The 22,170-nt window shown below is 71.6% G+C and carries 29 protein-coding genes and 1 pseudogene; 9 read left to right on the forward strand and 21 right to left on the reverse strand.

Annotated features, from left to right (window positions below; translation table 11 throughout):
- Positions 1-209 precede the first annotated feature (209 nt).
- Entirely contained in the window at positions 210-1,145 is a 936-nt protein-coding gene (locus LCN96_RS28670) for a hypothetical protein (protein ID WP_225265521.1), read from the reverse strand.
- 347 nt (positions 1,146-1,492) lie between these two features.
- Positions 1,493-1,858, reverse strand: a complete 366-nt coding sequence (locus LCN96_RS28675) for an NAD-dependent epimerase/dehydratase family protein (protein WP_225276279.1) — start codon at positions 1,856-1,858, stop codon at positions 1,493-1,495.
- On the opposite strand from LCN96_RS28675, the pseudogene LCN96_RS28680 reads away from it, so the two are divergent.
- Positions 1,838-2,139: pseudogene (locus tag LCN96_RS28680) on the forward strand (Tn3 family transposase); the annotation flags it as partial. The gene LCN96_RS28675 and the pseudogene LCN96_RS28680 overlap by 21 nt on opposite strands.
- Before the next feature lie 58 nt (positions 2,140-2,197).
- On the opposite strand, the gene LCN96_RS28685 reads toward LCN96_RS28680, so the two are convergent.
- The 6 genes from LCN96_RS28685 to LCN96_RS28710 all read right to left on the reverse strand — a co-directional run bounded on the left by LCN96_RS28685 (position 2,198) and on the right by LCN96_RS28710 (position 5,397).
- The gene (locus LCN96_RS28685) at positions 2,198-2,533 is read right to left on the reverse strand and encodes a DUF6313 family protein (protein ID WP_225265522.1); all 336 of its coding nucleotides are present in this window, start codon (positions 2,531-2,533) and stop codon (positions 2,198-2,200) included.
- Positions 2,530-2,964 (reverse strand): cupin domain-containing protein, encoded by a 435-nt coding sequence (locus LCN96_RS28690; RefSeq protein WP_225265523.1) that lies wholly within the window; start codon positions 2,962-2,964, stop codon positions 2,530-2,532. Before LCN96_RS28690 ends, LCN96_RS28685 begins: the two co-directional genes overlap by 4 nt.
- 12 nt (positions 2,965-2,976) lie before the next feature.
- On the reverse strand, positions 2,977-3,444 hold the full coding sequence (locus LCN96_RS28695; RefSeq protein WP_225265524.1) for a cupin domain-containing protein: 468 nt from the start codon (positions 3,442-3,444) through the stop codon (positions 2,977-2,979).
- A 53-nt stretch (positions 3,445-3,497) separates the two neighbouring features.
- On the reverse strand, positions 3,498-4,451 hold the full coding sequence (locus tag LCN96_RS28700; RefSeq protein ID WP_225265525.1) for an NADP-dependent oxidoreductase: 954 nt from the start codon (positions 4,449-4,451) through the stop codon (positions 3,498-3,500).
- Between the two features lie 67 nt (positions 4,452-4,518).
- Positions 4,519-4,890: a hypothetical protein gene (locus LCN96_RS28705; RefSeq protein ID WP_225265526.1), complete on the reverse strand. Its 372-nt coding sequence runs from the start codon at positions 4,888-4,890 to the stop codon at positions 4,519-4,521.
- A 39-nt stretch (positions 4,891-4,929) separates the two neighbouring features.
- Positions 4,930-5,397, reverse strand: coding sequence for an anthrone oxygenase family protein (locus tag LCN96_RS28710; protein WP_225265527.1), 468 nt, complete (start codon positions 5,395-5,397; stop codon positions 4,930-4,932).
- A 90-nt stretch (positions 5,398-5,487) separates the two neighbouring features.
- Here LCN96_RS28710 and LCN96_RS28715 point away from each other — a divergent pair, with 90 nt between their 5' ends.
- From LCN96_RS28715 to LCN96_RS28725, 3 genes are all read left to right on the forward strand, one after another.
- The gene (locus tag LCN96_RS28715) at positions 5,488-6,147 is read left to right on the forward strand and encodes a TetR/AcrR family transcriptional regulator (protein WP_225265528.1); all 660 of its coding nucleotides are present in this window, start codon (positions 5,488-5,490) and stop codon (positions 6,145-6,147) included.
- Positions 6,148-6,170: 23 nt separating this feature from the next.
- Complete coding sequence (locus LCN96_RS28720) at positions 6,171-6,446, forward strand: hypothetical protein (RefSeq protein ID WP_225265529.1); 276 nt, start codon at positions 6,171-6,173, stop codon at positions 6,444-6,446.
- A 272-nt stretch (positions 6,447-6,718) separates the two neighbouring features.
- Complete coding sequence (locus LCN96_RS28725) at positions 6,719-7,363, forward strand: dihydrofolate reductase family protein (protein ID WP_225265530.1); 645 nt, start codon at positions 6,719-6,721, stop codon at positions 7,361-7,363.
- A gap of 144 nt (positions 7,364-7,507) precedes the next feature.
- On the opposite strand, the gene LCN96_RS28730 is transcribed toward LCN96_RS28725, so the two are convergent.
- The 4 genes from LCN96_RS28730 to LCN96_RS28745 form a co-directional block, all read right to left on the reverse strand.
- Positions 7,508-8,071 (reverse strand): nitroreductase family deazaflavin-dependent oxidoreductase, encoded by a 564-nt coding sequence (locus LCN96_RS28730; protein WP_225265531.1) that lies wholly within the window; start codon positions 8,069-8,071, stop codon positions 7,508-7,510.
- A 220-nt stretch (positions 8,072-8,291) separates the two neighbouring features.
- Positions 8,292-8,912, reverse strand: coding sequence for a dihydrofolate reductase family protein (locus LCN96_RS28735; RefSeq protein ID WP_225265532.1), 621 nt, complete (start codon positions 8,910-8,912; stop codon positions 8,292-8,294).
- Complete coding sequence (locus LCN96_RS28740; RefSeq protein WP_225265533.1) at positions 8,912-9,403, reverse strand: SRPBCC family protein; 492 nt, start codon at positions 9,401-9,403, stop codon at positions 8,912-8,914. Before LCN96_RS28740 ends, LCN96_RS28735 begins: the two co-directional genes overlap by 1 nt.
- The gene (locus tag LCN96_RS28745) at positions 9,400-9,750 is read right to left on the reverse strand and encodes an ArsR/SmtB family transcription factor (RefSeq protein ID WP_225265534.1); all 351 of its coding nucleotides are present in this window, start codon (positions 9,748-9,750) and stop codon (positions 9,400-9,402) included. Before LCN96_RS28745 ends, LCN96_RS28740 begins: the two co-directional genes overlap by 4 nt.
- Positions 9,751-10,194: 444 nt before the next feature.
- Here LCN96_RS28745 and LCN96_RS28750 point away from each other — a divergent pair, with 444 nt between their 5' ends.
- Positions 10,195-10,905, forward strand: a complete 711-nt coding sequence (locus LCN96_RS28750) for a class I SAM-dependent methyltransferase (protein ID WP_225265535.1) — start codon at positions 10,195-10,197, stop codon at positions 10,903-10,905.
- A 211-nt stretch (positions 10,906-11,116) separates the two neighbouring features.
- Here the strand turns inward: LCN96_RS28750 and LCN96_RS28755 are convergent, their stop codons facing one another.
- From LCN96_RS28755 to LCN96_RS28770, 4 genes are all read right to left on the reverse strand, one after another.
- Positions 11,117-11,422 carry an antibiotic biosynthesis monooxygenase gene (locus LCN96_RS28755; protein ID WP_225265536.1) on the reverse strand — a complete coding sequence of 102 codons (306 nt, stop codon included), beginning with the start codon at positions 11,420-11,422 and terminating at the stop codon, positions 11,117-11,119.
- A 66-nt stretch (positions 11,423-11,488) separates the two neighbouring features.
- Positions 11,489-11,848, reverse strand: a complete 360-nt coding sequence (locus LCN96_RS28760; RefSeq protein WP_225265537.1) for a hypothetical protein — start codon at positions 11,846-11,848, stop codon at positions 11,489-11,491.
- 10 nt (positions 11,849-11,858) lie between these two features.
- Positions 11,859-12,773, reverse strand: a complete 915-nt coding sequence (locus LCN96_RS28765; RefSeq protein WP_225265538.1) for a WXG100-like domain-containing protein — start codon at positions 12,771-12,773, stop codon at positions 11,859-11,861.
- A complete protein-coding gene (locus LCN96_RS28770) occupies positions 12,764-13,129 on the reverse strand; it encodes a YbaB/EbfC family nucleoid-associated protein (protein ID WP_225265539.1) in 366 nt (121 codons plus the stop codon). Before LCN96_RS28770 ends, LCN96_RS28765 begins: the two co-directional genes overlap by 10 nt.
- Positions 13,130-13,348: 219 nt before the next feature.
- Between LCN96_RS28770 and LCN96_RS28775 the strand changes: the two genes are divergently transcribed.
- On the forward strand, positions 13,349-13,876 hold the full coding sequence (locus tag LCN96_RS28775) for a hypothetical protein (RefSeq protein WP_225265540.1): 528 nt from the start codon (positions 13,349-13,351) through the stop codon (positions 13,874-13,876).
- 133 nt (positions 13,877-14,009) lie between these two features.
- A complete protein-coding gene (locus LCN96_RS28780; RefSeq protein ID WP_225265541.1) occupies positions 14,010-15,575 on the forward strand; it encodes a Gfo/Idh/MocA family protein in 1,566 nt (521 codons plus the stop codon).
- A 93-nt stretch (positions 15,576-15,668) separates the two neighbouring features.
- Here the strand turns inward: LCN96_RS28780 and LCN96_RS28785 are convergent, their stop codons facing one another.
- Both LCN96_RS28785 and LCN96_RS28790 read right to left on the reverse strand, forming a co-directional pair.
- The gene (locus LCN96_RS28785; RefSeq protein WP_225265542.1) at positions 15,669-16,421 is read right to left on the reverse strand and encodes a hypothetical protein; all 753 of its coding nucleotides are present in this window, start codon (positions 16,419-16,421) and stop codon (positions 15,669-15,671) included.
- 228 nt (positions 16,422-16,649) lie between these two features.
- On the reverse strand, positions 16,650-17,540 hold the full coding sequence (locus LCN96_RS28790) for an AraC family transcriptional regulator (protein WP_225265543.1): 891 nt from the start codon (positions 17,538-17,540) through the stop codon (positions 16,650-16,652).
- Positions 17,541-17,641: 101 nt separating this feature from the next.
- Here LCN96_RS28790 and LCN96_RS28795 point away from each other — a divergent pair, with 101 nt between their 5' ends.
- Complete coding sequence (locus tag LCN96_RS28795; protein WP_225265544.1) at positions 17,642-18,433, forward strand: phytanoyl-CoA dioxygenase family protein; 792 nt, start codon at positions 17,642-17,644, stop codon at positions 18,431-18,433.
- Positions 18,434-18,674: 241 nt separating this feature from the next.
- Positions 18,675-19,226, forward strand: coding sequence for an HD domain-containing protein (locus LCN96_RS28800; protein ID WP_225265545.1), 552 nt, complete (start codon positions 18,675-18,677; stop codon positions 19,224-19,226).
- A 350-nt stretch (positions 19,227-19,576) separates the two neighbouring features.
- Here LCN96_RS28800 and LCN96_RS28805 read toward each other — a convergent pair whose 3' ends face one another.
- The 3 genes from LCN96_RS28805 to LCN96_RS28815 are packed head-to-tail and all read right to left on the reverse strand — an operon-like array spanning position 19,577 to position 21,933.
- Positions 19,577-20,542: an NAD(P)-dependent alcohol dehydrogenase gene (locus LCN96_RS28805; protein WP_225265546.1), complete on the reverse strand. Its 966-nt coding sequence runs from the start codon at positions 20,540-20,542 to the stop codon at positions 19,577-19,579.
- Positions 20,543-20,566: 24 nt separating this feature from the next.
- Entirely contained in the window at positions 20,567-21,598 is a 1,032-nt protein-coding gene (locus LCN96_RS28810) for a permease prefix domain 1-containing protein (protein WP_225265547.1), read from the reverse strand.
- Complete coding sequence (locus LCN96_RS28815; protein ID WP_218156036.1) at positions 21,595-21,933, reverse strand: PadR family transcriptional regulator; 339 nt, start codon at positions 21,931-21,933, stop codon at positions 21,595-21,597. The genes LCN96_RS28810 and LCN96_RS28815 overlap by 4 nt, the downstream gene beginning before the upstream one ends.
- Positions 21,934-22,170 lie beyond the last annotated feature (237 nt).

The raw sequence follows: 22,170 nt of genomic DNA on the forward strand, positions 1-22,170 counted from the left end.
TTGCTGCGGGAGCAACGACCACTTGGACCTGCGCTTCCCGCTGGTCAGTGATGCCAAGACCCCCGGATGCCGAAGGGCCCGCGCGGCGCGCGGGCCCTGACCTGTCCTGGACGTGAGGCCCGGTGACGTGGTGATCGGTCACTCGGTGGCGGATTGGAGGAGTTCGATCGCGATGGCCGGCACGCCGACTCCCCGTACTGGGCAGGGCGTCATCCGAGACCTGTGGTACTCCTCGCCGGCGCTGTGTCTTGCCTCCGGGCGACACGCAGGACGGCGGTCATGAAGATCAGGCCCACGGTGATGCCCAAGGCGTGCTGAAGGACTGCGACCATCGTGTATTCGGCGGTCACGAAACCTCCGGGCCGCAGGATCACCAGCGGCAGCTTCCAACTGCTCCACGCGAATAGCGAGCCTGAAGCCCCGAAGGCCAGCGTCATCGGGATCCATCGCCGAAGCCGGGCAGGCCGGCAGCGCGTGAGCGCCCAGATGCTCCAGGCTCCGAGCAGGGCCCACAGTCCCGAACTCGCGTTCAGCAGTCGGCCGTTGAGATCCCAGTGGTCGTGATGGGCCGGGTCGAGGCCCAGCGTTCCGCCCAGCGCCCAGGAGGACCAGGCCAGTCCCAGCCCGCAGGCCACCGCCATCGCCATCGTGACCAGGGTCGATGAGCGGGCAGGGCCGTCCCCGACGCGGCCGAGGAAGGCCCTCGGCCATCTCTCCCTCAGATAGATCGGCAAGGCCACGGCCAGCCCCACGGCCATGCCGGCGAAGCCGATGGTGAGCAAGACCGTCTCCCCTCGCGGAGCCGAGGCGGAGTCCGCACCGCCACCCAGATCGACCCCGAGTGCGCCGAGGACACCTTTGATCACCGAGTAGGGAAGCATCGGGACCAGGAAGCCCGCACCCACCCAGGAGAAGAAGATCACCGGCATGGCCGGCAGCCGGCGGCCCCATCGCTGGGCCAGCGCCAGCCCCAGCGCGATTCCGGTCGTCGCCAGCACCACGGTGACGACGTTCAGCAGCACCCAGTCGGCGGTGCCGTAGTTGTCCGGACCGTGCCCGAGCAGCGCCGCGGTGACCCAGATGAGTTTGACCGCCAGGTAGAGCGACATGCTGAGTGCCGCGGCATGGCCCGCGAGCCTGCGCACCGCACTCCATCGCGCGGGCACACTCATCTCGGCCGGAAACTCACCAGAACCCTGTGTCACCTGAACCCGCCTCCCCAAGTGTGCCGATCTCGATGCGCTCGAGTCTTGCGGGGCGTCGGCCGGGCGGGATCCCCCCACGGTGGGGAACGCCGGCGCTTCCTTCCCCCGTACGGGGGAGAAGGATCACCCTGGAGGCGCCTGACTCCGAGCCCGCGTCATGTCGCAGTTCTGCCGCCATGAGCCGGTGCTCGGCCGATCCGGTTCGTTCGTTCGGCTGCCTCGTCGGTGAACTCCCACCTGGTCCTGCTGGACGTCCTGGAGTTCGGACGGGCCCACCTCTCCTGGGCTCAGTGGTCACTGGCCGTCCTCGCGGCCGGCGCGGCCAGGCCGTCGCGGCAGGAGGGGTAGCGGGGCCTCCAGCCCAGCTCATCGGTGGCGCGCCGGTTGGACAGGCGGATGCGGGTGGTGACCATCAGGGCGCGCAGGTACGGCAGCGCGGTGAGCAGGTGGCCGGGCACCCGCCGGGGAGGAGGCGCCCCCGCAGCTTGCGCGACGGCGCGGAAGGAGGCCTCGGAGGTGACCGGCTGGTCATCCACGATGTTGTACGGCTGGCCGGGGCGTCCACGGTGCAGTGCGGCGAGGGTGGCCGAGGCGGCGTCGTGGATGTGGATGAGCGAGACGGTACCGCTGGGGCGCGGGGCCGGCTCTCGCACGTGGACCAGAACCATGTGCGCGGCGAGACGCACGCCGCGGCCAACGCGATCCTGATCGAGCACCAGGGCCGAGTACCGATCGTCGCAGCGTGGGGCGGCGGGCTGCCGGCCTCGGTGGACGGCTGCGGTTCGTCCTCCGGTCGATACGATCGATGCCGGGCCCTCACCCAAGTACTACGGCTACAAACGCGGTATTACCTGGCTTAACGCAGTCAATGATCAAGTTGCGGGGATCGGGCAGATGGTGGTGCCGGGCACACCCCCGCGATTCCCTCTACATCGCGGCACCGGCCTGACCGGGCCGCCTGAGAACGCGCCTCCCCCCGGACGCGCGGCCCGTCAGCGAGGCTTCTTGCACAGCCAGAGATAGCCCACCACGGCGCCGATCAGGGCCGGGATGATCGCCCACCCCACCACGGACAGCGCCCACGCCAGCACCGAGTGCTTGACGTTCGACGGAGAGCGGAAACCCATGAGGATCTCGTAGGCCTCCACCCAGCCGATGAGCAACCCGGTCGCCACGAACAGCACGACCACCCCGACGATCAGCCACTTCGCCTCGCGCCACAACCACCTGACGAGGTTGGCCAGGCCCCCGAACCGCGCGGCCCAGCCCCGGCGAGGCGGCCGCCCCGGGCCGCTGGAAGCCGGTGAGGACGGCGGAGGCCCTGTCATGGGCGGGGCGCCCGGCGGTCCCGGCGCGCTTCGAGCTCCTCCGCGCTCACCGGGATGAGCATCGGCTGCCCGGCCACCCCGAACATCGTGACGACGAACTCGGTCTCGGCGTCCGGGAGGTTGTTGGCGTCCTGATAGTGGATCAGGTCGCCGCCCGGCTCCCAGAACGTCTCGCCGGTCGTGACGACCCGCTCCGGCTCGCCCTCCAGTTCGAAGATCATCTCGCCGCGGATCATGTATCCGTACGCGGGCCCGGTGTGGCGGTGCGGCGGGTTGCCCGTGCTGCCCGGCGGCAGGGTGACCCGGATCGTCATCGCCTCCGCCCCGTCGGGCATCGGCGGCGGCGACGGCACCGACGAGATGAGCTCGATCTTCGGCGGCGGCGTGGTCGCGCCGGGGTTGTCCAGGTGGTGCAGATGTTCGTCGCTCATGGTTCCTCACCGCTACCTCGGCGGATCGTCGGTCTTGATCTCGGCTCCCGTGTCGGAGATGAAGACGACCAGGAGCTTCGCCGGTTTCGACGTGCTGGTGTTCTCCGTGAGCACGTGGTGGGCGCCCGGCGGCTCGACCCAGCTCTCACCCTGGCGGTAGGTGCGCACCGGCTCGCCGCCGATCTGGCTGCGCAAAGTGCCCTCGAGGACGTAGGCGTAGACGAAGGCGCTGCCGTGCCGGTGCGGGACCGCGCGGGCGGCGGGCGGGAAGGCGGCGATCGCCGAGGTGAACGTCTTGCCCTTGACGTTCGGCAGCGCCTTCTCCAGCAGAGGTGTCAGCGTCTCGGCCGGTGGCCGTGTGGTCATGGCGGCGATCGGCGCCCGCCCGCTCGTCTGCTCCGCCCCGGAGGCGGCGCACGCGCCCGCCGAAGCCGCCAGGCCGTAGACCAGGAGGCTCCGGGCGAACCGTACTCGGATCATGACGGCTCTCCCATCGTGCTCTGTCCGAGTACGCTGTCCGCGCCTCCGGGCGGTTAACCAGGGGCGTTGCCAAGCCCTGGTGATGATTCGCCCATCGCGGGGTGTCCGGTGACCCGGATGATCGTCTTGCCGCGGGCCGCGAAGGCGGCGGGCGCCTCGGCCAACGGGCGCACGGCCGTCACCGGCACGCGGAGCCGGTCCTCCCGCAGCCGCCGGGCCAGGTCCGCGAGCCGGGCGCGATCGGCCTCGACGACGAAGAAGACCGCCCGCCCGTTACCGGGCAGGACCGTCGGCGGTGCGGCGATGGTGACGAGGGTGCCGCCGGGGCGCACCAGCGCGGCGGAGCGGTCCAGGACGTCGCCGCCGATCACGTCGAGCACCAGATCGACCTGGCCGGTGTCCTCCAGGCGTTCGGTCTCCAGATCCAGGAAGGCTTCCGCGCCCAGGCCGAGCGCCGTGCCCCTGTCACCGGCCCTGCCGGTGCCGATCACGACGGCGCCCGCCTCGCGGGCGAGCTGCACCGCGATCGAGCCGACGGCGCCGGCGGCACCGTGGATCAGCACGGTCTGCCCGGCCGTGAGCCGGCCGTGGTCGAACAGCGCCTGCCACGCGGTCAGGCCCGAGATCGGCAGCGCGGCGGCCACGGTGTGGTCGATGCCGGCCGGCAGCGGCGCCAGGTTGCGCGCCTCCACGGCCACGTACTCGGCCAGCGAGCCGTTGCGGGTCCAGTCGGTCAGCCCGAACACCCGCTGCCCCACGCTCAGGCCGGTGGTGCCGTACCCCAGCTCCGCCACCGTCCCCGACACCTCGTGCCCGGGCACGCTCGGCGTCCGGTCGCGGCCCGCGCGATCCGTCCACGTGCCCGGCCAGTCGAGCTCTCCCCGGGTGAAGCCCGCGGCGTGCACCCGTACGATGACGTCGTTCTCGGCGGCGTGCGGGTACGGCTCCTCGGTCAGGGAGAGGCCGGCCTGGCCGGCGGCGCGGTCGCGTACGGTGATGGCTTGCATGACGGCTCCCTCGCCGGCGGTGTAAGGATCGAGCAGGGCGAACGTACCCAGCGGCGCGGGAGTTCGATCAGTCCCCCACCCGCAGCCGGGCCCCGGTCAGCGCTTTCGGGGGCGATCTCCGCCCGGTCCCTGTCGACCGTGACGAGGCGGGCGCGGGGGAAGGCGTCCAGCAGACCTTGGCCTCGAGCTCGGAGACGTCCTCGTGCTCGAAGGTGAATTTCACCCGCTGCCGCGGCACGCAGCTGCGGTAACGCCTGCTCGTCTCCATGGGCATGGCCGGCTCGTAGTCGCAGGAGGTGAGGCGGAAGACCACCCAGGTGCGGCGGTCGTCACGATCTCCGACGTCGATGACGCCCCCGAGCAGGGAGAGCTTGCCGGTGGGCCGGATGCGGTCGGGGTCCAGGCCCGTGAGGCTGTAGGCGCCGTAAGCGGGAGACATCTCTTGCCTCCCGCGAGCGGCTTGTCGACGATCCGGTGTTCAGTTGCGGTCCAGGGCCTGGACGGTGATCAGGCAGGCGAACGCCGCGAGCGCGAGCGCCGTCCGCAGGAGGTGCAGGCTCAGCCATCGCCGTCTCGTCTGCTGCCAGTCGGCGGGCAGGAGGTCGGGATCCCAGGCGTCCACCATCCGGTTGAGGGGCTCCATGCCCGCCAGGGTGAGGACCACGGTGAGGATCACCAGGAGCAGGGCGGCGGCGCTGAGGCCGACGACGAACCAGCCGCGCCGCCACGACAGGGCGGCCACGACGATCAGCGCCGCGATGCCGGCCAGCAACAGCGGCGGCATGGCGCGGCCGTAGTCGGCGTTGAGCGCCTGCCAGTACCGGACGTAGGCGGGTCCGGGCAGGCGGGTCACGGACGGAGCGAGCACCACGAAGACGACGCCGCCCGCGTACAGGCCGACCAGCAGCAGCGCGAGCATTCTGGACGCGGCAAGCACCGAAGTCACCGCGCCTCCCTTCCTAGAAGGATCGATTAGAAGCAGACTCTTTCATTAGATATACTTCTAGTCAATTGAGGTCTGGAATCATGGTGCGCGATGACCGAGCAGAAGAAGCGCCGTTCCTACTCCAGCGCCCTGCGGCAGGAGCAGGCCGAGGCCACGCGGCAGAAGATCGCCGCCGCGGCGCGTGAGCTGATGATCAGGAAGGGCTACGCCGACACGACCATGGCCGAGGTCGCCCGCGAGGCCGGCGTGGCACTGCAGACGCTGTACACGTCCTCACCCGGCGGCAAGCCGGCCCTCGCCAAGCTCGTCTACGACATCACGCTGGCCGGCGACGCCCGGCCCCTGCCGCAGGCCGGCCGCCCCGAGGTCCAGGCGATCATCGACGAACCCGACCCCGCACGCAAGCTGGCCCGGTACGCCGCCATGGCCACCGGGATCCTCCGGCGCGTCCAGCCCGTGCACCGCGTCCTGCGCGCGGCCGCCGCCGCCTCCCCGGCCGACGCGGGGCTCCAGGAGGTCCTGGCCGACATCGAACGGGAGAGGCTCAAGGGCAGCCACGGGCCCGCCCATCACCTGCACGCGCTCGGCGTCCTGCGGCCTGGCCTCACGCCGGTCAGGGCGGCCGAGGAGATCTACGTCCTCACCTCGACGGAGAACTACGAGAAGCTGATCGAGGTCTGCGGGTGGAGCGAGGCCGAGTACGAGGAATGGCTCGCCGGGATCCTGGCGGCCACCCTCCTCCGGAGGTGACGTCGCACGCCTATCATCACGGTGTGTTCACTCTTCATCGCACCCTGCCACGACTCCGGGTGGCCGTGGCTGCCGTCTTCGTCGCCGGTGCCGCCGTCGTGGTCACCGGCTCCCCGGCCGCGGCCGACTGTGTCCCCAGGTCCGACTACGCGGAGTACCCCGCGTCGGGGCAGGGCGGAGGTGGCTTGCATCCCGAGGGGTACGTCGATCACGCCGGGTACAAGTGCGTCGACGGTGCGTGGGTGCATGAAGCCACGGCCGAGGTCGACAAGGACCTGGGAGGAAGCTTCCAGGGCTGAGCGGGCGCCGCCGAAGGCGGCATCGGACGGCGGGGCCGGGTTGCGCAGCTCGACCTTCACAGGGTCCTGCGACCCGGCCGCCGCCACGTTCGGACCACCATCGCGAAGGCTTGTGTCCTGTCTCGTGGAGGAGGTTGAGGCCGTCCCGCTGGTCCGAGGTCGACTCATCGTGTTGCGCCACAATCGCGGCAGATCCGTACACAGCCGATGAGATCGGCGCCGCGATCCCGTCGTACTCAACGACAACCCCCCGCGCGAAAGGAACTGCGATCATGAAACTGACGACCGTCACGAACGTCTCCGCCGACGGAGTGACGCAGGGCCATCGACGGATCGATGCAGGAAACCGGCGCGAGGCCGGCGCGCCGGACGAGGACGGCAGCCGCGCCTTCGAGCGCTTCGGATGGGCCCCGCCGCTGCTCGACGACGAGGCCTCCACGTTCATCAGCCAGACCTTCCAGCGCGCCGACGCGTTCCTGTTCGGCCGGCGGACCTACGAGATCTTCGCCGGCTCCTGGGGAGCGGGCATGGATCCGGGAAACCCCGTCGGAGAGGCGTTGAACACGCGGCCCAAGTACGTCGCCTCGACCACCCTCACCGACCCGCGATGGGCGAACACGACCGTGCTGTCCGATGACATTGCGGGCGCCGTCGGCGAGTTGAGGGCCGAGCCGGGCGGTGAGCTGCAGGTGTGGGGCAGCGGCACCCTGATCCGCTGGCTACTGCGCCACCAGCTGGTCGACGAGATCGTACTGCTCACCTATCCCGTGGTCGTCGGCCAGGGCACGCGGTTCTTCCCCGCCACGGGCCCGGACATCGGGCTTGAGCTGGTCGACTTGCGGTCCACCCCGAAGGGGCTGACGATCCAGACCTACCGCACCACCGGTCGCCCCCAGTACGAAACGGCCACGACCTGAAGCATGCGCCTCATGATCAATGGACCTCCGAGGCACCGTAGTCGCCGACGCTGAAGGCCAGGCTCAGCTCCTCGGCGATCACCTTCCGGCGCGGGCCTCCAGGGCGAACTCCACGGTGGCGGACCGGCCGGGGCCGAGGGCGACTCAGAGGTGGCGCGGCGACAGGCGGAAGACCCGCAGTTCGCGGCCAGAGCGCTCGGTGTAGCCCTGATACAGCGGCCAGAAGCGGACGAGCGCCTGCCAGGCCCGCTCGCGGTCGTCTCCGGAGAGCAGGGTCGCCGTCACCGGCGTCACCTGACCGCGGAAGTTCACGGTGGCCTGGGGGGTCTTGAGCAGGTTGCCGCTCCATGCGGGATGCCGGTCCCTGCCGAAGTTGCTGCCGACCACCAGGAACGAGCCGTCGTCCTCCGGCATGCAGGCCAGCGGGCTCTGGCGGGGCTGCCCGCTCCTGCTGCCGGTGGTGGTGAGCAGCAGGTGGGGGATCATCTGATCGCCCATGAGCACCCGGCCGCCGCTCAGCCGGTTGACGAGGCGGTCGAGCGGCGGCACGATCTTGGGTGCGAGCAGGGCGAAACCCCTGGTGCCCGCGAGCCACTGGAAGAACGGGCGCAGCGCGGCGCTGAGCCGGGCCCTTGCCTTCGTCCTGTTGTGCTGCTGCTCGACCATGCTGGCCTCACGTCCTGGCTCGGGGCTGGTTGATGGGGCCACGATAACCCCTACCAAGCGCTTGGTGTAATCGTGGTGCCCGGCAGGGCCGGGGCACGCGCGAGAACACGAGCTTGCCGCCGGGGGCGGATCGTGCGCGCACGAGTGGCATCCACCTCCCCCACGCGCTCGTCGGCCCCGGACAACGACCCCCGGCCGCTCGGCACGACGGGATTGATCGAGACCCAGTGACGTCGGCGCGTCGTCGTAGCGAGGGAGACGGCTACCGCTCCCGGACGGCGTAGGTCAGGTGGGTCACCCGCCGCGTCGGCTCCGCGCGTACCTGCTCCAGGGCCACCCGCCCCGCGTCCACGCCCTCGAACAGCCGAATCCCGGAGCCGAACAGCACGGGCGAGAGCGCGACCGAGAACTCGTCGACCAGACCGGCGTTCACGTACTGCAGGATCGCCGCCCCGCCGCCCGCGATGCGGACGTCGCGGTCACCGGCGGCCGCGCGGGCCTGCTCGAGCGCGGCCTCGATGCCGTCGTTGACGAAGTGGAAGGTGGTCCCGCCGGGCCGCTCCCAGGGGTCGCGCTTGTCATGTGTCACGACGAACACCGGCGTGTGGAACGGCGCCTCCTCCGGCCACATCTCCTCGCCGGCGTCGAACATGCGCTTGCCCATCACGCTCGCGCCGGTGCGCTCGAAGGTCTCCCGTACGATGTCGTTGTCGCGCCCTTCCTCGCCACCCCCGCCGAGCTTCAGGTTCTCCCGGAAGAACCGCTGCGGGAAGATCCACCGCTGCAGCTCCATCCACTGCCGGCCCATCAGCTCCGCGGTGGACTCGGGTGCGATGAAGCCGTCCAGCGACATCGACACGCTGAAGAACACCTTCCCGGCCATCAGCCCTCAGCCCCCTTCCTGACGAGCTCGGTGACGTAGGCGGCGAGGTTGCCCAGCGTCTGCCGGCCGCCCTCGATCGCGTGGTACTTCTCGACCGCTTCGTCGCGCAGCTCCTTGGTGGGGAAGATCGTGCGCATCTCGATCCGGGTCGCCGGCCCGTCGGGCGTGAAGGTCAGGGTCGACTCGAAGGCGTTCGGGTCGCCGCGGTGCTCGCCGTGCAGCAGCGCGATCTCCTCCGGCGGGACGATCTCGGTCCAGGTGATCCACTCCTGGTAGTCCGTCCCGTCCGGGCCGTGCATCACGAAGTCCCACTCCCCGCCGACGCGGAACTCGAAGGAGCGCGTGGTGGTGGTGAACCCCTCCGGCCCCCACCACCGCGACAGGTGCCGCACCTCGGTGAACGCCTCGAACACCAGCTCCCGCGGGGCGTCGATGATCCGGGAGATCACCACCTCGCGGTCGGCCGTCGCCCCTTGTCCTGTCTCGCTCATCCGTCACTGCCTTCCTGGCTTGCCTGCTTGAGGTCCTGCACGTACGCGTCCAGCCGGTCGAAGCTCTCGTTCCAGAACCGCTCGAACCCGCCGGTCCACTCGTGGACCGGGCGCAGCCCGCGGGCGTCCAGTCCGTACAGGCGCTGTTTGCCCGCCTTGCGGTCCCGCACCAGGCCGACCTCCCGGAGCACCCGCAGGTGTTTGGACGCCTGCGGCTGGGTCATCCCCAGCTCCTGGGCCAGCTCGGTCACCGGCCGTTCACCCGCCCGCAGCAGCGCCAGGATGTCCCGGCGTTGCGGCTCGGCGATCGCGTTGAAGACGTCCGACGTCGTCGCTGCTCGTGCCACGGATGCCATCATATGCCTATATAGGCATGCGTCAATCGGTCGGCTGGTCAGATGCCGATCGTGGCCCTCGCCGGCGGCGCCTCCGGCTCGGCGGTGCCGCCCGCGGCGCTGGAGCCGGGTGGTCAGCGAGGTGAGTGCGGCCCGGTCACAGGGAGGCCAGGACGCGGACGCGGCCGGCGGTGTCGCGGCGGCGACGTCGGAGGTGCGGGCGATGGGCTCGAACTCGTGCGGACGTCCGGGTGCGGCGGACTCCGACTCCGGCCCCCGCGCCGCAGCGCGTAGGCGACGTCCTCGCCGCGCAGGCTGTCGAGCCGGCCAGGCAGCGGACGACCTTCCGCGCCGTCCCGGGGCCGGCGCGGAAGTGGCCCGGTCCGGCGGAAATCCGGGCAGGGCTTTGCCCGCGAGTCGGTCCCGCCGCCCGCCCGCCCATGCTTACCTGGGACAATGGGGGAAACGAGTTCCTTTGACGATCCCGAGGTAGCGGCTGCGTACGCCACATGGCGCGCACGGGGCCTGGCCTGGCTGCTGGGCTATCCCTTCCTCTTCCGCGCGCTGGAGCCGGACGGCGGCGGGGGCCCGATGCTGGACATCGGCTGCGGCCACGGCGAGGTGGCGGTGGAGGCGGCCCGCCGCTTCGCCGGCCCCGTGGTGGCGGTGGACGCCTCGCCCGCGATGCTGGAGGTCGCCCGGCGTGAGCACGCCCACCCGTCGGTGACCTACCACCAGGCCGAGGGGCGGCGGCTGGACTTCCTGGACACCGCCTCCATGGCGGCGGCCTACTCCGCGTTCGTGCTGCTGATGCAGCCGTCGCGGGCGGCCATCCAGGCGCTGGCCGACGAGGTCGGCAGGGTGCTGCGCCCCGGCGCGCGGTTCGCGGTCCTGGACATCGACCATTCGCGCTCCACCGTCCTGGCCCGGCGGCCTGCCACCGAGGGCGAGCAGATCACGGTGCAGGTGGGCGACACCGAGATCCACGACTACTACTGGCTTCCCCAGACCTACACCGAGATCATGGAGCGAGCCGGATTCGCCGACGTCGGCGTCGAATGGCTGACCTGGGAGGGGATCGCCGATCCCGTGCTGTTCTCCTGGCGCGACCGCGCGCCGGGGCCGGTCACCTGCTCCCTGGTCGTCCTGTCAGGCACCCGCCGCTGAAGGAACGGGCGCCGTACGTCACCCGCGGCCCCGACGCCCACACCTGTGGCCGACCGAATCGTGAGCGGGTCGCGGCGCAGGTGTGCGCGCCGGCCCAGCCTCGCATCACGGCCTGCTGGGCACCCTTCCCACCGGGCATCGATTCATCGCCCCCGTGCCACTCCCCCGCCCGGTGAAGCCCTGACGAGCGGCCCTCACCGAGACAGCCCCCTCAGGGAGCGCTCGCGAACACCTCGTAGTGCTCCACCGTGGTCTCCCTGTCCACGAGGAACCGGTCGTCGGCGGGGTAGAACACCGCCGCTGCGGGATCGTCGCCCGCGAACGCCCTGATCGCCTCCCACGACTCCCAGAACGAGACCAGGAAGAACTCGGTCCTGTCACCCTCGACGTCGCGTCGGGTGAAGTGCGCACCCAGGTTCCCCGGAGTGCCGGTATATCCCTTGAAACCGGTTTCGAGCAGGTACTCCTCGTAGGCCGCCGCCTCGGAGGCCAGGGTCCATCCGCGCCATGTTCGCATGATCACACCACCCATGATGCCGCCCGAGAGAGCGGAACGACACTCGTCGCGGTGCAACTCCCGGGCTCAGCCCGTGCCCCAGATCGGCCGTCCCGGGTCGGCGGGAGGCAGCTCCGACAGGATCGCGGCGAGGCCGGCCCAGTCGGCCACCTGCACGTTGTCCGCCATGAGACGCAGCCGCCGGGCGATCTCATGGTGGGCGTGGAGCAGCACCTCGACACCCTCGATGAGCTGACCGGTGACCGCCTCGTAGCCGCTGCCGCCGCCCTGGCCCTTCATGAACGTCACGCCCTCCTGGGTGCCGCCCCAGAAGTCGCCGATGGCGTTCAGGTCCTCGGCCGCCGCGGCGACGAATGCGCGCAGGTCGCTCTGCTCGGTCTCGAACGCGGTCGCCGCCGAGCGGAGATGTCTCTTGTGGATCTCCATGCCGTCCTCCTCATCCTCCGGCCGGCTTGTGCGCCATGGTGAAGTACAGCAGCACCCGGCTGAGGGTCTGCTCCCAGGTGGGGACGAGCTCGGTGCCCGACTGCCCGTTCAGGGCCTCGTACGCGGGGCCGTACCCGGCCGATCCGCCGGCCAGGCGGCTCAGGAAGTACCGGACGTCCAGGTTCGAGGTCGCCCTCCTGGCCAGGGGCATGGCCGCGTCGAACACCCCGTAGAAGGCGATCGACGCGGCGAACTCCTTCACCGCCTGCGTCGCGTTCTCGCCGTACGAGCCGGGATCCTCGCCGCGCAGCGCCTTGACGCCCGCCACGACGCCCACGTCCCCCGCGGCGAAGAAGACGCTGCCGATCGTGTACTCCGTCAGCTTGCTCAGCACGATCCTGGCGACGCTGTGCTCCAGCAGCCTGGCCAGCAGCCGGGCCTGCGCCCGCCGGATGAGGATCTGCGTGATCTGGTACGCCCAGCCCGCCTGCCAGGGGAAGGTGGTGATGAAGATGAAGCTCGCCAGGTTGGCCAGGGCCAGCGTCCAGTACGCGTCCCTGGCCGCCTGGAGCGTCTCGGCGAAGTCGTCGCAGGCCGTGCCGTTGTCGCGGCACCGTCTGGCGAGCTTGGCGGTGAAGGCGTTCTCCTCGGCCTGCGGGTAGAGCGCGGCGGTCACCGTCTTCTTGAACTCCTCCACCCCGGCCCCGTCGTTCTCGCGCCACACCGGCTTCGCGGCGGGAAAGGTGCGGTCGGGGCTCTGCTCGATCCGGCCGGCCAGGCGTTTCCAGACGGCCCCCGCCTGGCGCGCCCTGCCCGGATCGCCCTCGGGGTAGGGGGTGGCGAGCATCTCGAACACGAAGGCCGCGATGCCCAGGGTGCCCACGCCGTAGATGCTCGCGCGGCCGGGGCTGACGTTCAGCGCCACCGGGTCCCGCCCGCGCCGTCCTGGCTCAGCGGCGTCCCGGCGACGAACGGCGCCACCACGTCGTTGGCCTCCTGCTCGGCGGCCCGCGCCGCCCGCCCGGCAGCCTCCATGATCGCCGCCGCGAGCCCGTCGGAGCCGAGCCGCATCGCGCGGGGATCGATGCTGAGCCCGGCCAGCGCCCCGGTCTGCGTCGCCTCCACCACGACGCGCCCCTCGGCCGCCTCGCCCCGGCCCACGATCGAGGTGATCCGGTCGCGCAGCCCCTCGATCGCCGTCAGCTCCTGCTGGAAGTCCTTCAGCAGCCGGCCCAGCTCTGGGTCGCCGGCGGTGCTGAACGGCTCCGTCGGTGGTGTCATCCCGCCTCCCGGTCGTCGCAAACGAAGCCCACATCATACCGTTACAACCGGTCGGAAATATAGGTTACTCCTGTCGTTGTCCCCCGTCGTGGACGTCATCCGCATCGGCTGCTTCGGCCTCGACTTCACCGGGAACGCAACGCACTTCGCCTCCTGAACGGCGAAAGCGACATACCCGGAACATACCGATGGTGGCTAGGGTGCCGGATCGTGCGGCTGATGTTGGCTCTGTTGCTGTGGCTCAACCCGGTGCCGGGGGCAGCCCAGGCGAGATTTCCCGTGCCGATCGACTTCTGCGCGGTGGTCGATGCCGGCCTGGTCGAGCGGCTCGTGCCGGACGCCGAGGCCGAGCATGAGGGCGTTCACTGCGTCTGGGCGGGACGGGGCGTGGGCCTTCAGGTCCGGCCGGTCGGCCCGGACGGGCAGGGCTCCACCTGGACTTCCGAGCAGCTGCTCGACACGTACGGGACCGACAAGGACGTGGAACCGTGGAACCGCACCTCGGCGCAGGCGCATGAGACCTACCGGACGCGCCACGCCGGCGACCTGCGTCCATCCGAGCTGACGATCTGGTCGGATCCCGCGATCGGAGTGCTGACGGCCAACAGGCGCGATGCGACCACGACGGCGGCACGCGCGCTCGATGCCGAGTCCGCCGATCGGGCTCGATCCGCGCCCTCCGGCGCGGACGAGCCCGGGCGGTTCCGGTGCGGCGCAGGCAGATGCCACAACGTCCGCACCCCCTGACGCCGCACCCCGACGCCCCCGCTCCGTGCCCCGGCCACTTCTCTTGCCCCCGGGCAGCGGACGATCGATACTGCCCAATACCGGGGGGAAAGCGCCATACACCATCACCGTCCACCGAGCAGGAGTGATCGCTGTGGCCTCTCCGCACCGCTACGTCCCCTCACGCCGCGACCTGCTGAGGTCCGGCATCTCACTCGGCGCCGCCACAGGTGTCGCCGGCGCCGGCGCCGCCGACGCCTCGGCCGCCTGGGAACCGCCGCGCGCCCAGGGCGAGCGCAGCATGGTGAACGTCCCGTTCGAGGGTTTCGAGAACGTCCGGGTCGGGCTCATCGGCCTCGGCAACCGGGGCGGCAGCCAGGACGTGCGCTGGGGCGCCGTCTCCACCGTCACCGCCGTGTGCGACATCCGTCCGGAACGGGTCAGCCGCACCATCGGCCGCATCATGCAGCAGGGGTTCCAGGACGTCGAGCCGGTCGGCTACTCCGCGGGCGAGCAGGACTTCCTCAAGCTCGTCCAGCGCGACGACATCGACCTGATCTACGTCGCCACCCCGTGGGAATGGCACTACCCGCAGGCCAGAGCCGCCATGGAGCACGGCAAGCACGTCGCCGTCGAGCTGCCGATCTCCCCGCATCTGGAGGAGATCTGGAGCCTGGTGCGCACGTCCGAGCGGACCCGCAAGCACTGCATGCTGCTGGAGAACGTCAACTACTTCCGTCCCGAGCTGCAGATGTTCAACATGGTGCAGGCGGGGCTCTTCGGCGAGGTGCAGCATGGCTCCGGCGGTTACGTCCACGACCTGCGCTGGCCGTACCTGTTCGGCGGCGCCTACCACCCCGAGCACTGGCGGCGGCGCTGGCAGACCCGGATGAACGCCCTGCACTACCCGATGCACGGCCTGGGGCCCGTCTCGGCCGCCATGGGCATCAACCGCGGGGACCGCTTCGACGAGCTGGTCGCCGTGGCCTCCCTGCCCAAGGCGCTGGCCCTGTTCCGCGAGGAGGACCCGCGGGTGACCCCGGATCACTCGTCCTGGCAGGACAAGCCGTACATCTCGGGCGACCGGCACACCTGCTTCGTCACCACCGCCCGCGGCCGGTTCATCCGGGTCGAGCACGACGTGAACTCCCCCCACCCGTACACCAGGGAGACCACGCTCACCGGCACACGGGGGTCGATCGAACTCGACAACGCCCGCGTCTACCTCGAATCGCTCGGCCACAACGACCACACCTGGCGGACCGGCAGCGCCTACACCGCCATCCGCCAGCAGTACGACCACTGGTTATGGCCGCTGCTGGAAAGCCTCGCCGACCAGTACGGCGGGCACGGCGGCGGCGACTTCGTCTCCATCTTCCGCCTCGTGCAGCTGATGCGGCTCGGCATGACACCCGACATCGACGTCTACGACTCGGCGGCGTGGTGCTCGGTGATCCCGCTCAGCCACGAGTCGCTGAGGTCCGGCCGCCTGCGCCCGGTCAAGGTGCCCGACTTCACCCGCGGCCACTGGAAGGAGGCCCGCCCCACCTTCGACCGCCCGCAACCGGAGGACCCGCAGCTCAGGGCCGCCTCGACCGCGGGCCGCCGCGGCACCGGGATCATCGAGCCGGGCAGCAGCGAAGCGAACGGGGACGCCGACCCCGCACCGGCCGCCCGCGGCGGCCAGGGAAGCGGCCGACCGGCACAGGACGGCCAGTGACCCCGATCAACCGGAACCCGGGGTGTCGCCAAGACCGCTGCCACCCCGGCACCCGCGCGCACCAGGCCCGCTACGGCCGGCCCGTGCGATCGTTCACGCGTCGCCGGGGCCGGGCGGGGCGATCTGCAGGGGCACCGCCGTTCCGCCCGCCAGCTCGCGCCCCTGCCGCAGCGTGAAATCGAGCTGCCGGGCCACCTGCGGCAGGGCCGCCGGCGGCATGTACCCGTCGACGCCGGCGTCGAGCAGCCGTCCGACAGGGCCCTGGTAGCGGACCCCGAGCTCGTGGTCCTCGATCTCGGCGACGATGACGCGGGCCTCCGGGAACATCATCCGCAGCCTGCCGATGAGCTGCGGGCTCGCCGGCGGCACCAGCAGCACGTCGGCCGTCGCGGGAGCCGCGTGCATGTCGAGCACCACGTAGTCCGGGCCGAGCTGGTCGGACAGCGCGACCCGGGCCGCGGCCGACAGCTCCATCGCCGTGGCCACGACGGTCACGCCGTCGAGGTCGATCGGTGGCTCCCCGTCGGCCGTCTCCTCCTGTGCGTCGCGGTCGACTACGGCGCCCTGGATCACGTCCACGGTGCTGCAGATCGTCGCGATCGACGCGCCGTCACGTGTCAGGACCAGACTCTCGCCGGGTTCCAGGGCGTCGATGAGCGCCACGACGTCTCCGGGCAGGCGGCTCACGTCGAGCTCCTGCCCGGAGCGCGGGGGTCGCTTGCGGCTCGCGCCGGCCTGCTGCCCGGAGCGTTCGAGGCTCGCGCCGGCCCGCTGCCGCAAGCGTGCGGCGCGTTCGCGGCGCACGTCGGGCTGCTGCTTGGAGCGTGCGCGGCGGTTGCGTCTCACCGGCTCACCACGCCGGTGACGTGCACGCGGCGGCGAGGGCGTCCTGTGTCATGCACGGCCCAGTGATCACATGAGTCCCTTCAGGTCCTGTGATCTTCTTGGATGCCGTCACACGGCCGTTGGTTCGCAGCCGCGCCGGGCTTTCTTCGCCGCCCACCGGCGGCATGCCCCTCCTGCGCCTTGATCCGCAAGGTGATCGCCTTGCGCTTCGCGGAGCCGAGGACGCGATCAACCGGCTTCCGGGCCGGGCTGCTCGTGCACGGCCGCCCGGCTGCGCCGCCGGTACTCCGTCGGCGTCAGCCCGACCAGGGCCCGGAAGCGGCGGGCGAAGTACGTCGGGTCGTCCCAGCCGACGGCGGCGCCGACCCGGGCCGCGGGCAGGGCCGAGTGCGCCAGCAACGTGGCGGCACGCTCGGCGCGCAGCCGCGCCAGGAAGTCCAGCGGCGTCAGCCCCACGTGGCGCCTGAACAGCCGGCCGAGATAAGCGGGATCCAGGCTCACCGCCCTGGCCAGGTCGTCCAGCCGCCAGGCGCGGGCGGGCGCCGCCTCCAGCCGGGCGACGGTGGCGGCGACAGCGGGGTGGATGGCCGGCCCGTGCTCCTGCCCTGCGGGGGTACGGCCGTCGGCCAGGATGCCGAGCACGGTGACCAGGCGGCCCAGCACCCGGCCCGGCCGGCTGCGATCGGCTGCGAGGTCCCGTTCGAGCAGGCCGATCTCCGCGACGGCCTCCTCGGCGGCAGCCGGATCGACGGCGGTGACCGCCACTCCGTGCGTGCCGGAGGCCACCGGATCGGTCCACAACATCCGGCGCGGCATCGCCAGGTCGTACAGCGGCGCCAGCTCGGCCCGCAGAGCCTGGGCGGACAGGCAGCAGTTGGCGACGACCAGGCCGGCGCAGTCGCGGAACCCGTGCCAGGCGCCCGGGCGCAGCACGACGACCTGCCCGCGCCGCAGCGGCTGCTCGCCCTGGCTGGTCACGTGCCGGCCGTGGCCGGCCCCGATCACCGCGATCTCCAGGAAGTCGTGCGCGTGCGACGCGACGCCGGCATCCAGGCGGTGCACCCCGCCCAGCACCGGCCCTGCGGTGAACAGCGCGTGCTCGTGCAGCGTGGCGGGCATGTCGGGATCGTACGACCACCCGCCGGGATCGGCCTAGCCCCGGGCGGCACGCCACGACGAGGCTTGGAGTACCACAACGGCGACGACCATGGAGGTCAGTGATGGTGACGACCACGCCCGGGCAGCCCGGCAGCGATGTGCGCGCGGACGGCCGGGTGCCGGAGGAGCTGGTGGCGGCGTACCGGGAGCACGGCTTCGTCCGGGTGCGAGGGGTGCTCGCGCCCGGACAGGCCGAGCGGTTGCGGGCCGGCGCCGAGGCGTTCCTGGCGGCGCATCGCGCGGAGAGCCTGGAGAAGCAGGGCGTCTTCAGCCAGCTCGTCAACGTCTGGCAGCGCGAGCAGACGCTGCGAGAGCTCACGCTCGACCGGCGGCTGGGCCGGATCGCCGAACAGCTCGCCGGGTTCCCGCTGCGGATCTGGCACGACCAGCTGCTGGTCAAGGAGCCGCACAACAACGCCGCCACCGAGTTCCACCAGGACCGCCCGTACTGGCCGCACGCGGGTGACCGGCTGCCGCTGTCGGCGTGGGTCGCGCTGGTCGACGTTCCGCCGGAGCGGGGCTGCATGACGTTCCTGCCCGGCACCCAGGACCGCACCGGCCTGCGCCCGCAGGACCTGCACGACGAGGACGACCTGTTCGCCGCGGACCCGTCCCTGCGCTGGCTCCCGCGGGTCACCGTGCCGCTGCGCGCCGGCGACTGCACGTTCCACAGCGGCTACACCGGCCACATGGCACTGCCCAACCGCACCGATCAGGCGCGGCTCGCGCACGTCGTCATCTACATGGACGAGGCCACCCGCTACAGCGGCGGCGCGCACGTCGTGACCGACCCCCTCGGCGTGGCCGCGGGCGACCGGCTGGACGGGGACACCTTCCCGCGGCCCTGGGCGTAGCGGACCGGCGGGCCGCCGCCGGGTGGCCGGCGGCGGCCCGCCATGGGCGACGTCATCGCCGCGCCCGCGTGGTCGTCAACGATGCCGCACCAGGACACCGCGCCGAGGCGCAGGTGACCGCGCGGTCACCTGCGCCTCGGCGCCCACGACACGCTCCCGAGGTCCGCAGGCCGAAGCCGGCGGGTGCGCGAGACTGAGCCCATGGGTTCCGGAGACTCCCGCTACCGCCGCGGCACTGTCGGTGGCCAGGCGGTTCTGCTCACCCGCGCTGCTCAACCACTGCGTCCGGTCCTACCTGTGGGGGGCGAGGTACGCCGCGGCGCACCGCATCGCCTACGACGACGAGCTGTACTACGTCTCGGCACTGCTGCACGACATCGCCCTGACGCCGACGTTCGACAGCCACGCCGTGCCGTTCGAGGAGGCGGGAGGCCGGCTGGCCTGGGTCCTCGGCACGGCGGCCGGCTGGCCGGCGCAGCGCGCCGCCAGGGCCGAGGAGATCATCGCCCTGCACATGCGCGCGGACGTGTCCGCGGCCGACGACCCCGAGGGGCACCTGTTGCAGGTCGCGACGAGCTGGGAGATCGTCGGGCGGCACGCCGAGCAGTTCCCGGTGGACGCGCGGGCGGAGATCCTCGCCAGCCACCCCCGGCTCGGGTTCGGCCGGGAGTTCCTGGCCTGCTTCGAGGCACAGGCCAAGCGCAAACCGGACAGCGCCGCCGCCGCCTCGGTCCGCAACGACCTCGCCACGCGGATCACCGCCAACCCTCTCGAAGATCCGCCGCCGTCCTGACCGGGCCACTTGGCAGAGCCGGCTGCCTGGCCCGGCGGGTGGATGAGGCGCGGTGGAGCTCAGATGACGCGCGATGGCCCGGCCGGAGATCCTGAGCAGCAGGCCGGCGACGCTTTCGCGCCGCCTCCGAAGGGCCGGACGGAGAACAGCACGTGCCGCCCCAGCGGTACCAGCAGCCGCCCCGACACCCGCTGCCAGCCCGGCCGCCGGCGGCGGAACCCGCGGGCGAACTGGAAGGCGCCCAGGACTCCGTAGCCGGACGCACCGGCGATCAGCGGGACGACGGTGAGCGCGAGCGACCTCGTACGGTTCGCCCAGGCCCCGGGCCCTGGGCACCCGGCCTCCTCGTCCTACACCAGCAGGACGATCTTGCCGCGGGCGTGCTCCCGCTCCAGGAGCCGGAGGGCGTCGGCGGTCTCGCTGAGCGGATACGCGCGTTCGATCACCGGTGTCACCTTGCCGTCGGCGACGAAGCCGGCGAGCGTCCGCAGGTCCTCGGCAGTGCTCCGGGAGGTCAGGACGCGGAGCCGCTGCCGGACGAACGGCGTCTGCGCGACCGTTGCCAGCAGCCGGGGAATGGGCCCGAGCACCGGCCCACCCGCGCTGTTGGAGGCGATGTAGATGCCGCCGGGGGCGAGCAGCCGGCGCAGCGCCGAGATCGGGTGGTTGCCGACCATGTCGATCAGGACGTCGAAGCGGCGCGTATCCCGGGTGAAATCCTCGCGGGTGTAGTCGATCACGTGGTCGGCGCCGAGCGAGCGCACCAGCTCGGCGTTGCGCGTGCTGCACACGCCGGTGACCTCGGCGCCGAGCGCCTTGGCGAGCTGCACGGTGAACGTGCCGACCCCGCCGGAGGCGCCGTTGACCAGCACCGCCGTGCCGGGGCGCGCCGCGCCGAGCCGCAGCGCCTGCAAGGCTGTGATCCCCGCCACGGGTAAGGTGGCCGCCTGCTCGAACGTCACCTGCTCCGGCTTCCTGGCCAGGCGTTTCGCCGGGATCGCGACGTACTCGGCGAAGCCGCGCTGGGCCGACTCGCCGAAGACCTCGTCGCCGACCTGGAAATCCTCGACGTCCGGGCCGATCTCCGCCACCGTACCCGCGACGGCGCGCCCCAGGACGGTGGCCTTCGGCCGCCGCACCCCGAACACCAGGCGCAGCAGGAGCGGCGTGCCGCGCAGGGTGAGCAGGTCGGCGTGGTTGAGCGCGGCGGCGCGCACCCGGACCAGCACCTCACCCGCGGCAGGGACGGGACGGTCGACGTCGGCGTGACGCACGACATCGGGCGAGCCGTACTCCTGATAGACGATCGCTTTCATGCCGGTCTCCTGATTCGGGTGGGCTCAGCGACGCGTGGCCCGGGCGATGCCGTCGATGACGGCGAAGACGATAGAGAGGGCGGAGACGACGATGAGCGCGGTGTTGATCCAGCTGGTCGCGCTCTGCGGCCAGGCGGCGGCCTGGGTGAAGCCGGGATTGAGCACCCGGTCACCGGCGGCCAGCCAGAGCAGCGCGATCGGGCAGGCGATCTCGACCAGTGTCCCGGCCACGGCGAGCGGAACGCTCCACCGGGCGTAGTGCTTGGCGTAGGCGACGGCGAGGTTCAGGGTCACCAGGGCGATGAACGCGTACACGAAGCCGGTCTGCCACAGCCACGGCGCGAACACGCCGATGGGGGCGCCGTGCGCGTCGGTCTCGGTGCTGATCGCCGGGGAGAGCAGGATGAAGGTGGTGAACAGCACCATCGCCACGGTGTAGGTGATCAGCTCGCCGTAGCGGGCGCGGCGGGTGGGCGGCTCGGGGAGCGCGTCGGGCGTCCAGCGCCTGGCGGGCGTGCCGCGTCCCGCGGCGCCTCCGGTCACGCGTCCGGCGACGCGTTCGATGGTCGCGAACAGCAGCGTGGTCCAGCAGACCAGGTGCGCGGCGGTGGTGAGCGCCGCACCGAGGGTGTCGCCGATCAGGCCGAGCGCGCCCGCCCCGCGCAGTCCCTGCATGAGCCCCACCGCCACGGCCACGGCGGGCACGATGGTCACGAGCAGGGCGGTCAGTAATCGCGTGTAGTCGAGATAGAGCGCGGGGCCGATGAGCTGGAGCGGACGGTCCGCGTAACCGGCCGCCAGCCGCGCCGGGTCGCCGAGCTCGGTGAGCACCGCGAACTCGGCCTCGGCCCGGTCGGCGCCGGCCTCCACCCGGTCGTCGACGGCGTCGGCGATGGAGGCCCGCAGCTCGCGTTCGATGTCGATGTCGGGTCGCTGGTCCTCGGGCCGCTGATCCTCGGGGCGCCGGCCCCCGCTTCGCCGGCTCCCGGGCAGGTGGCGCAGGACCGCCGCGACATAGCGGTCGGTGAGCGTGTCGGTGGTGGCAGCAGGGGTCATGACGCGCCTTTCAGGGAGCGGAGTACGGTGTCGAGCTCGTCCCAGTCACGACTGAGCGCGGCGGCGAGCGCGGCGCCCCTGTCGCTGGTGCGGTAGAACTTGCGCGGCCGGGATTCCTCGGTGTTCCAGTCGCTGGTCACCAGACCCTGTTTCTCCAGGCGGCGCAGGAGGGGGTAAAGGGTGTTGGCGTCGACGGCGAGACCCGCCCGGGTGAGGCGGTCGAGCAGCGCGTAGCCGTAGTCGGGGCGGTCGAGCATGAGCAGGCAGGCCAGGACGACGGTGCCCCGCCGCAGCTCCTGAAGATGGGTGGCAAGCAGCTCATCGTCATCGTGCACATGCCACACGATACTGTGCGGCACACACTATTGCAACGAGCACGGCATAAAGCAGGAGATCGGCGGCCCGGCAACGGCGAGCAACATACTTCCCCTTCCTGACCAGCGAGCCCGTCCCGATCCGGCGGCCCAGCCGCACACCTGAGAGCCGAGAAAGCTCGCCGCATCAGCGGAGACGACGGCGCCCATCGGCCAGGTCGTGCTCACATAGAAGGGAAAAGCCGACAATGGCGCCCA

The organism is Nonomuraea gerenzanensis (assembly GCF_020215645.1).
GTDB lineage: Bacteria > Actinomycetota > Actinomycetes > Streptosporangiales > Streptosporangiaceae > Nonomuraea > Nonomuraea gerenzanensis.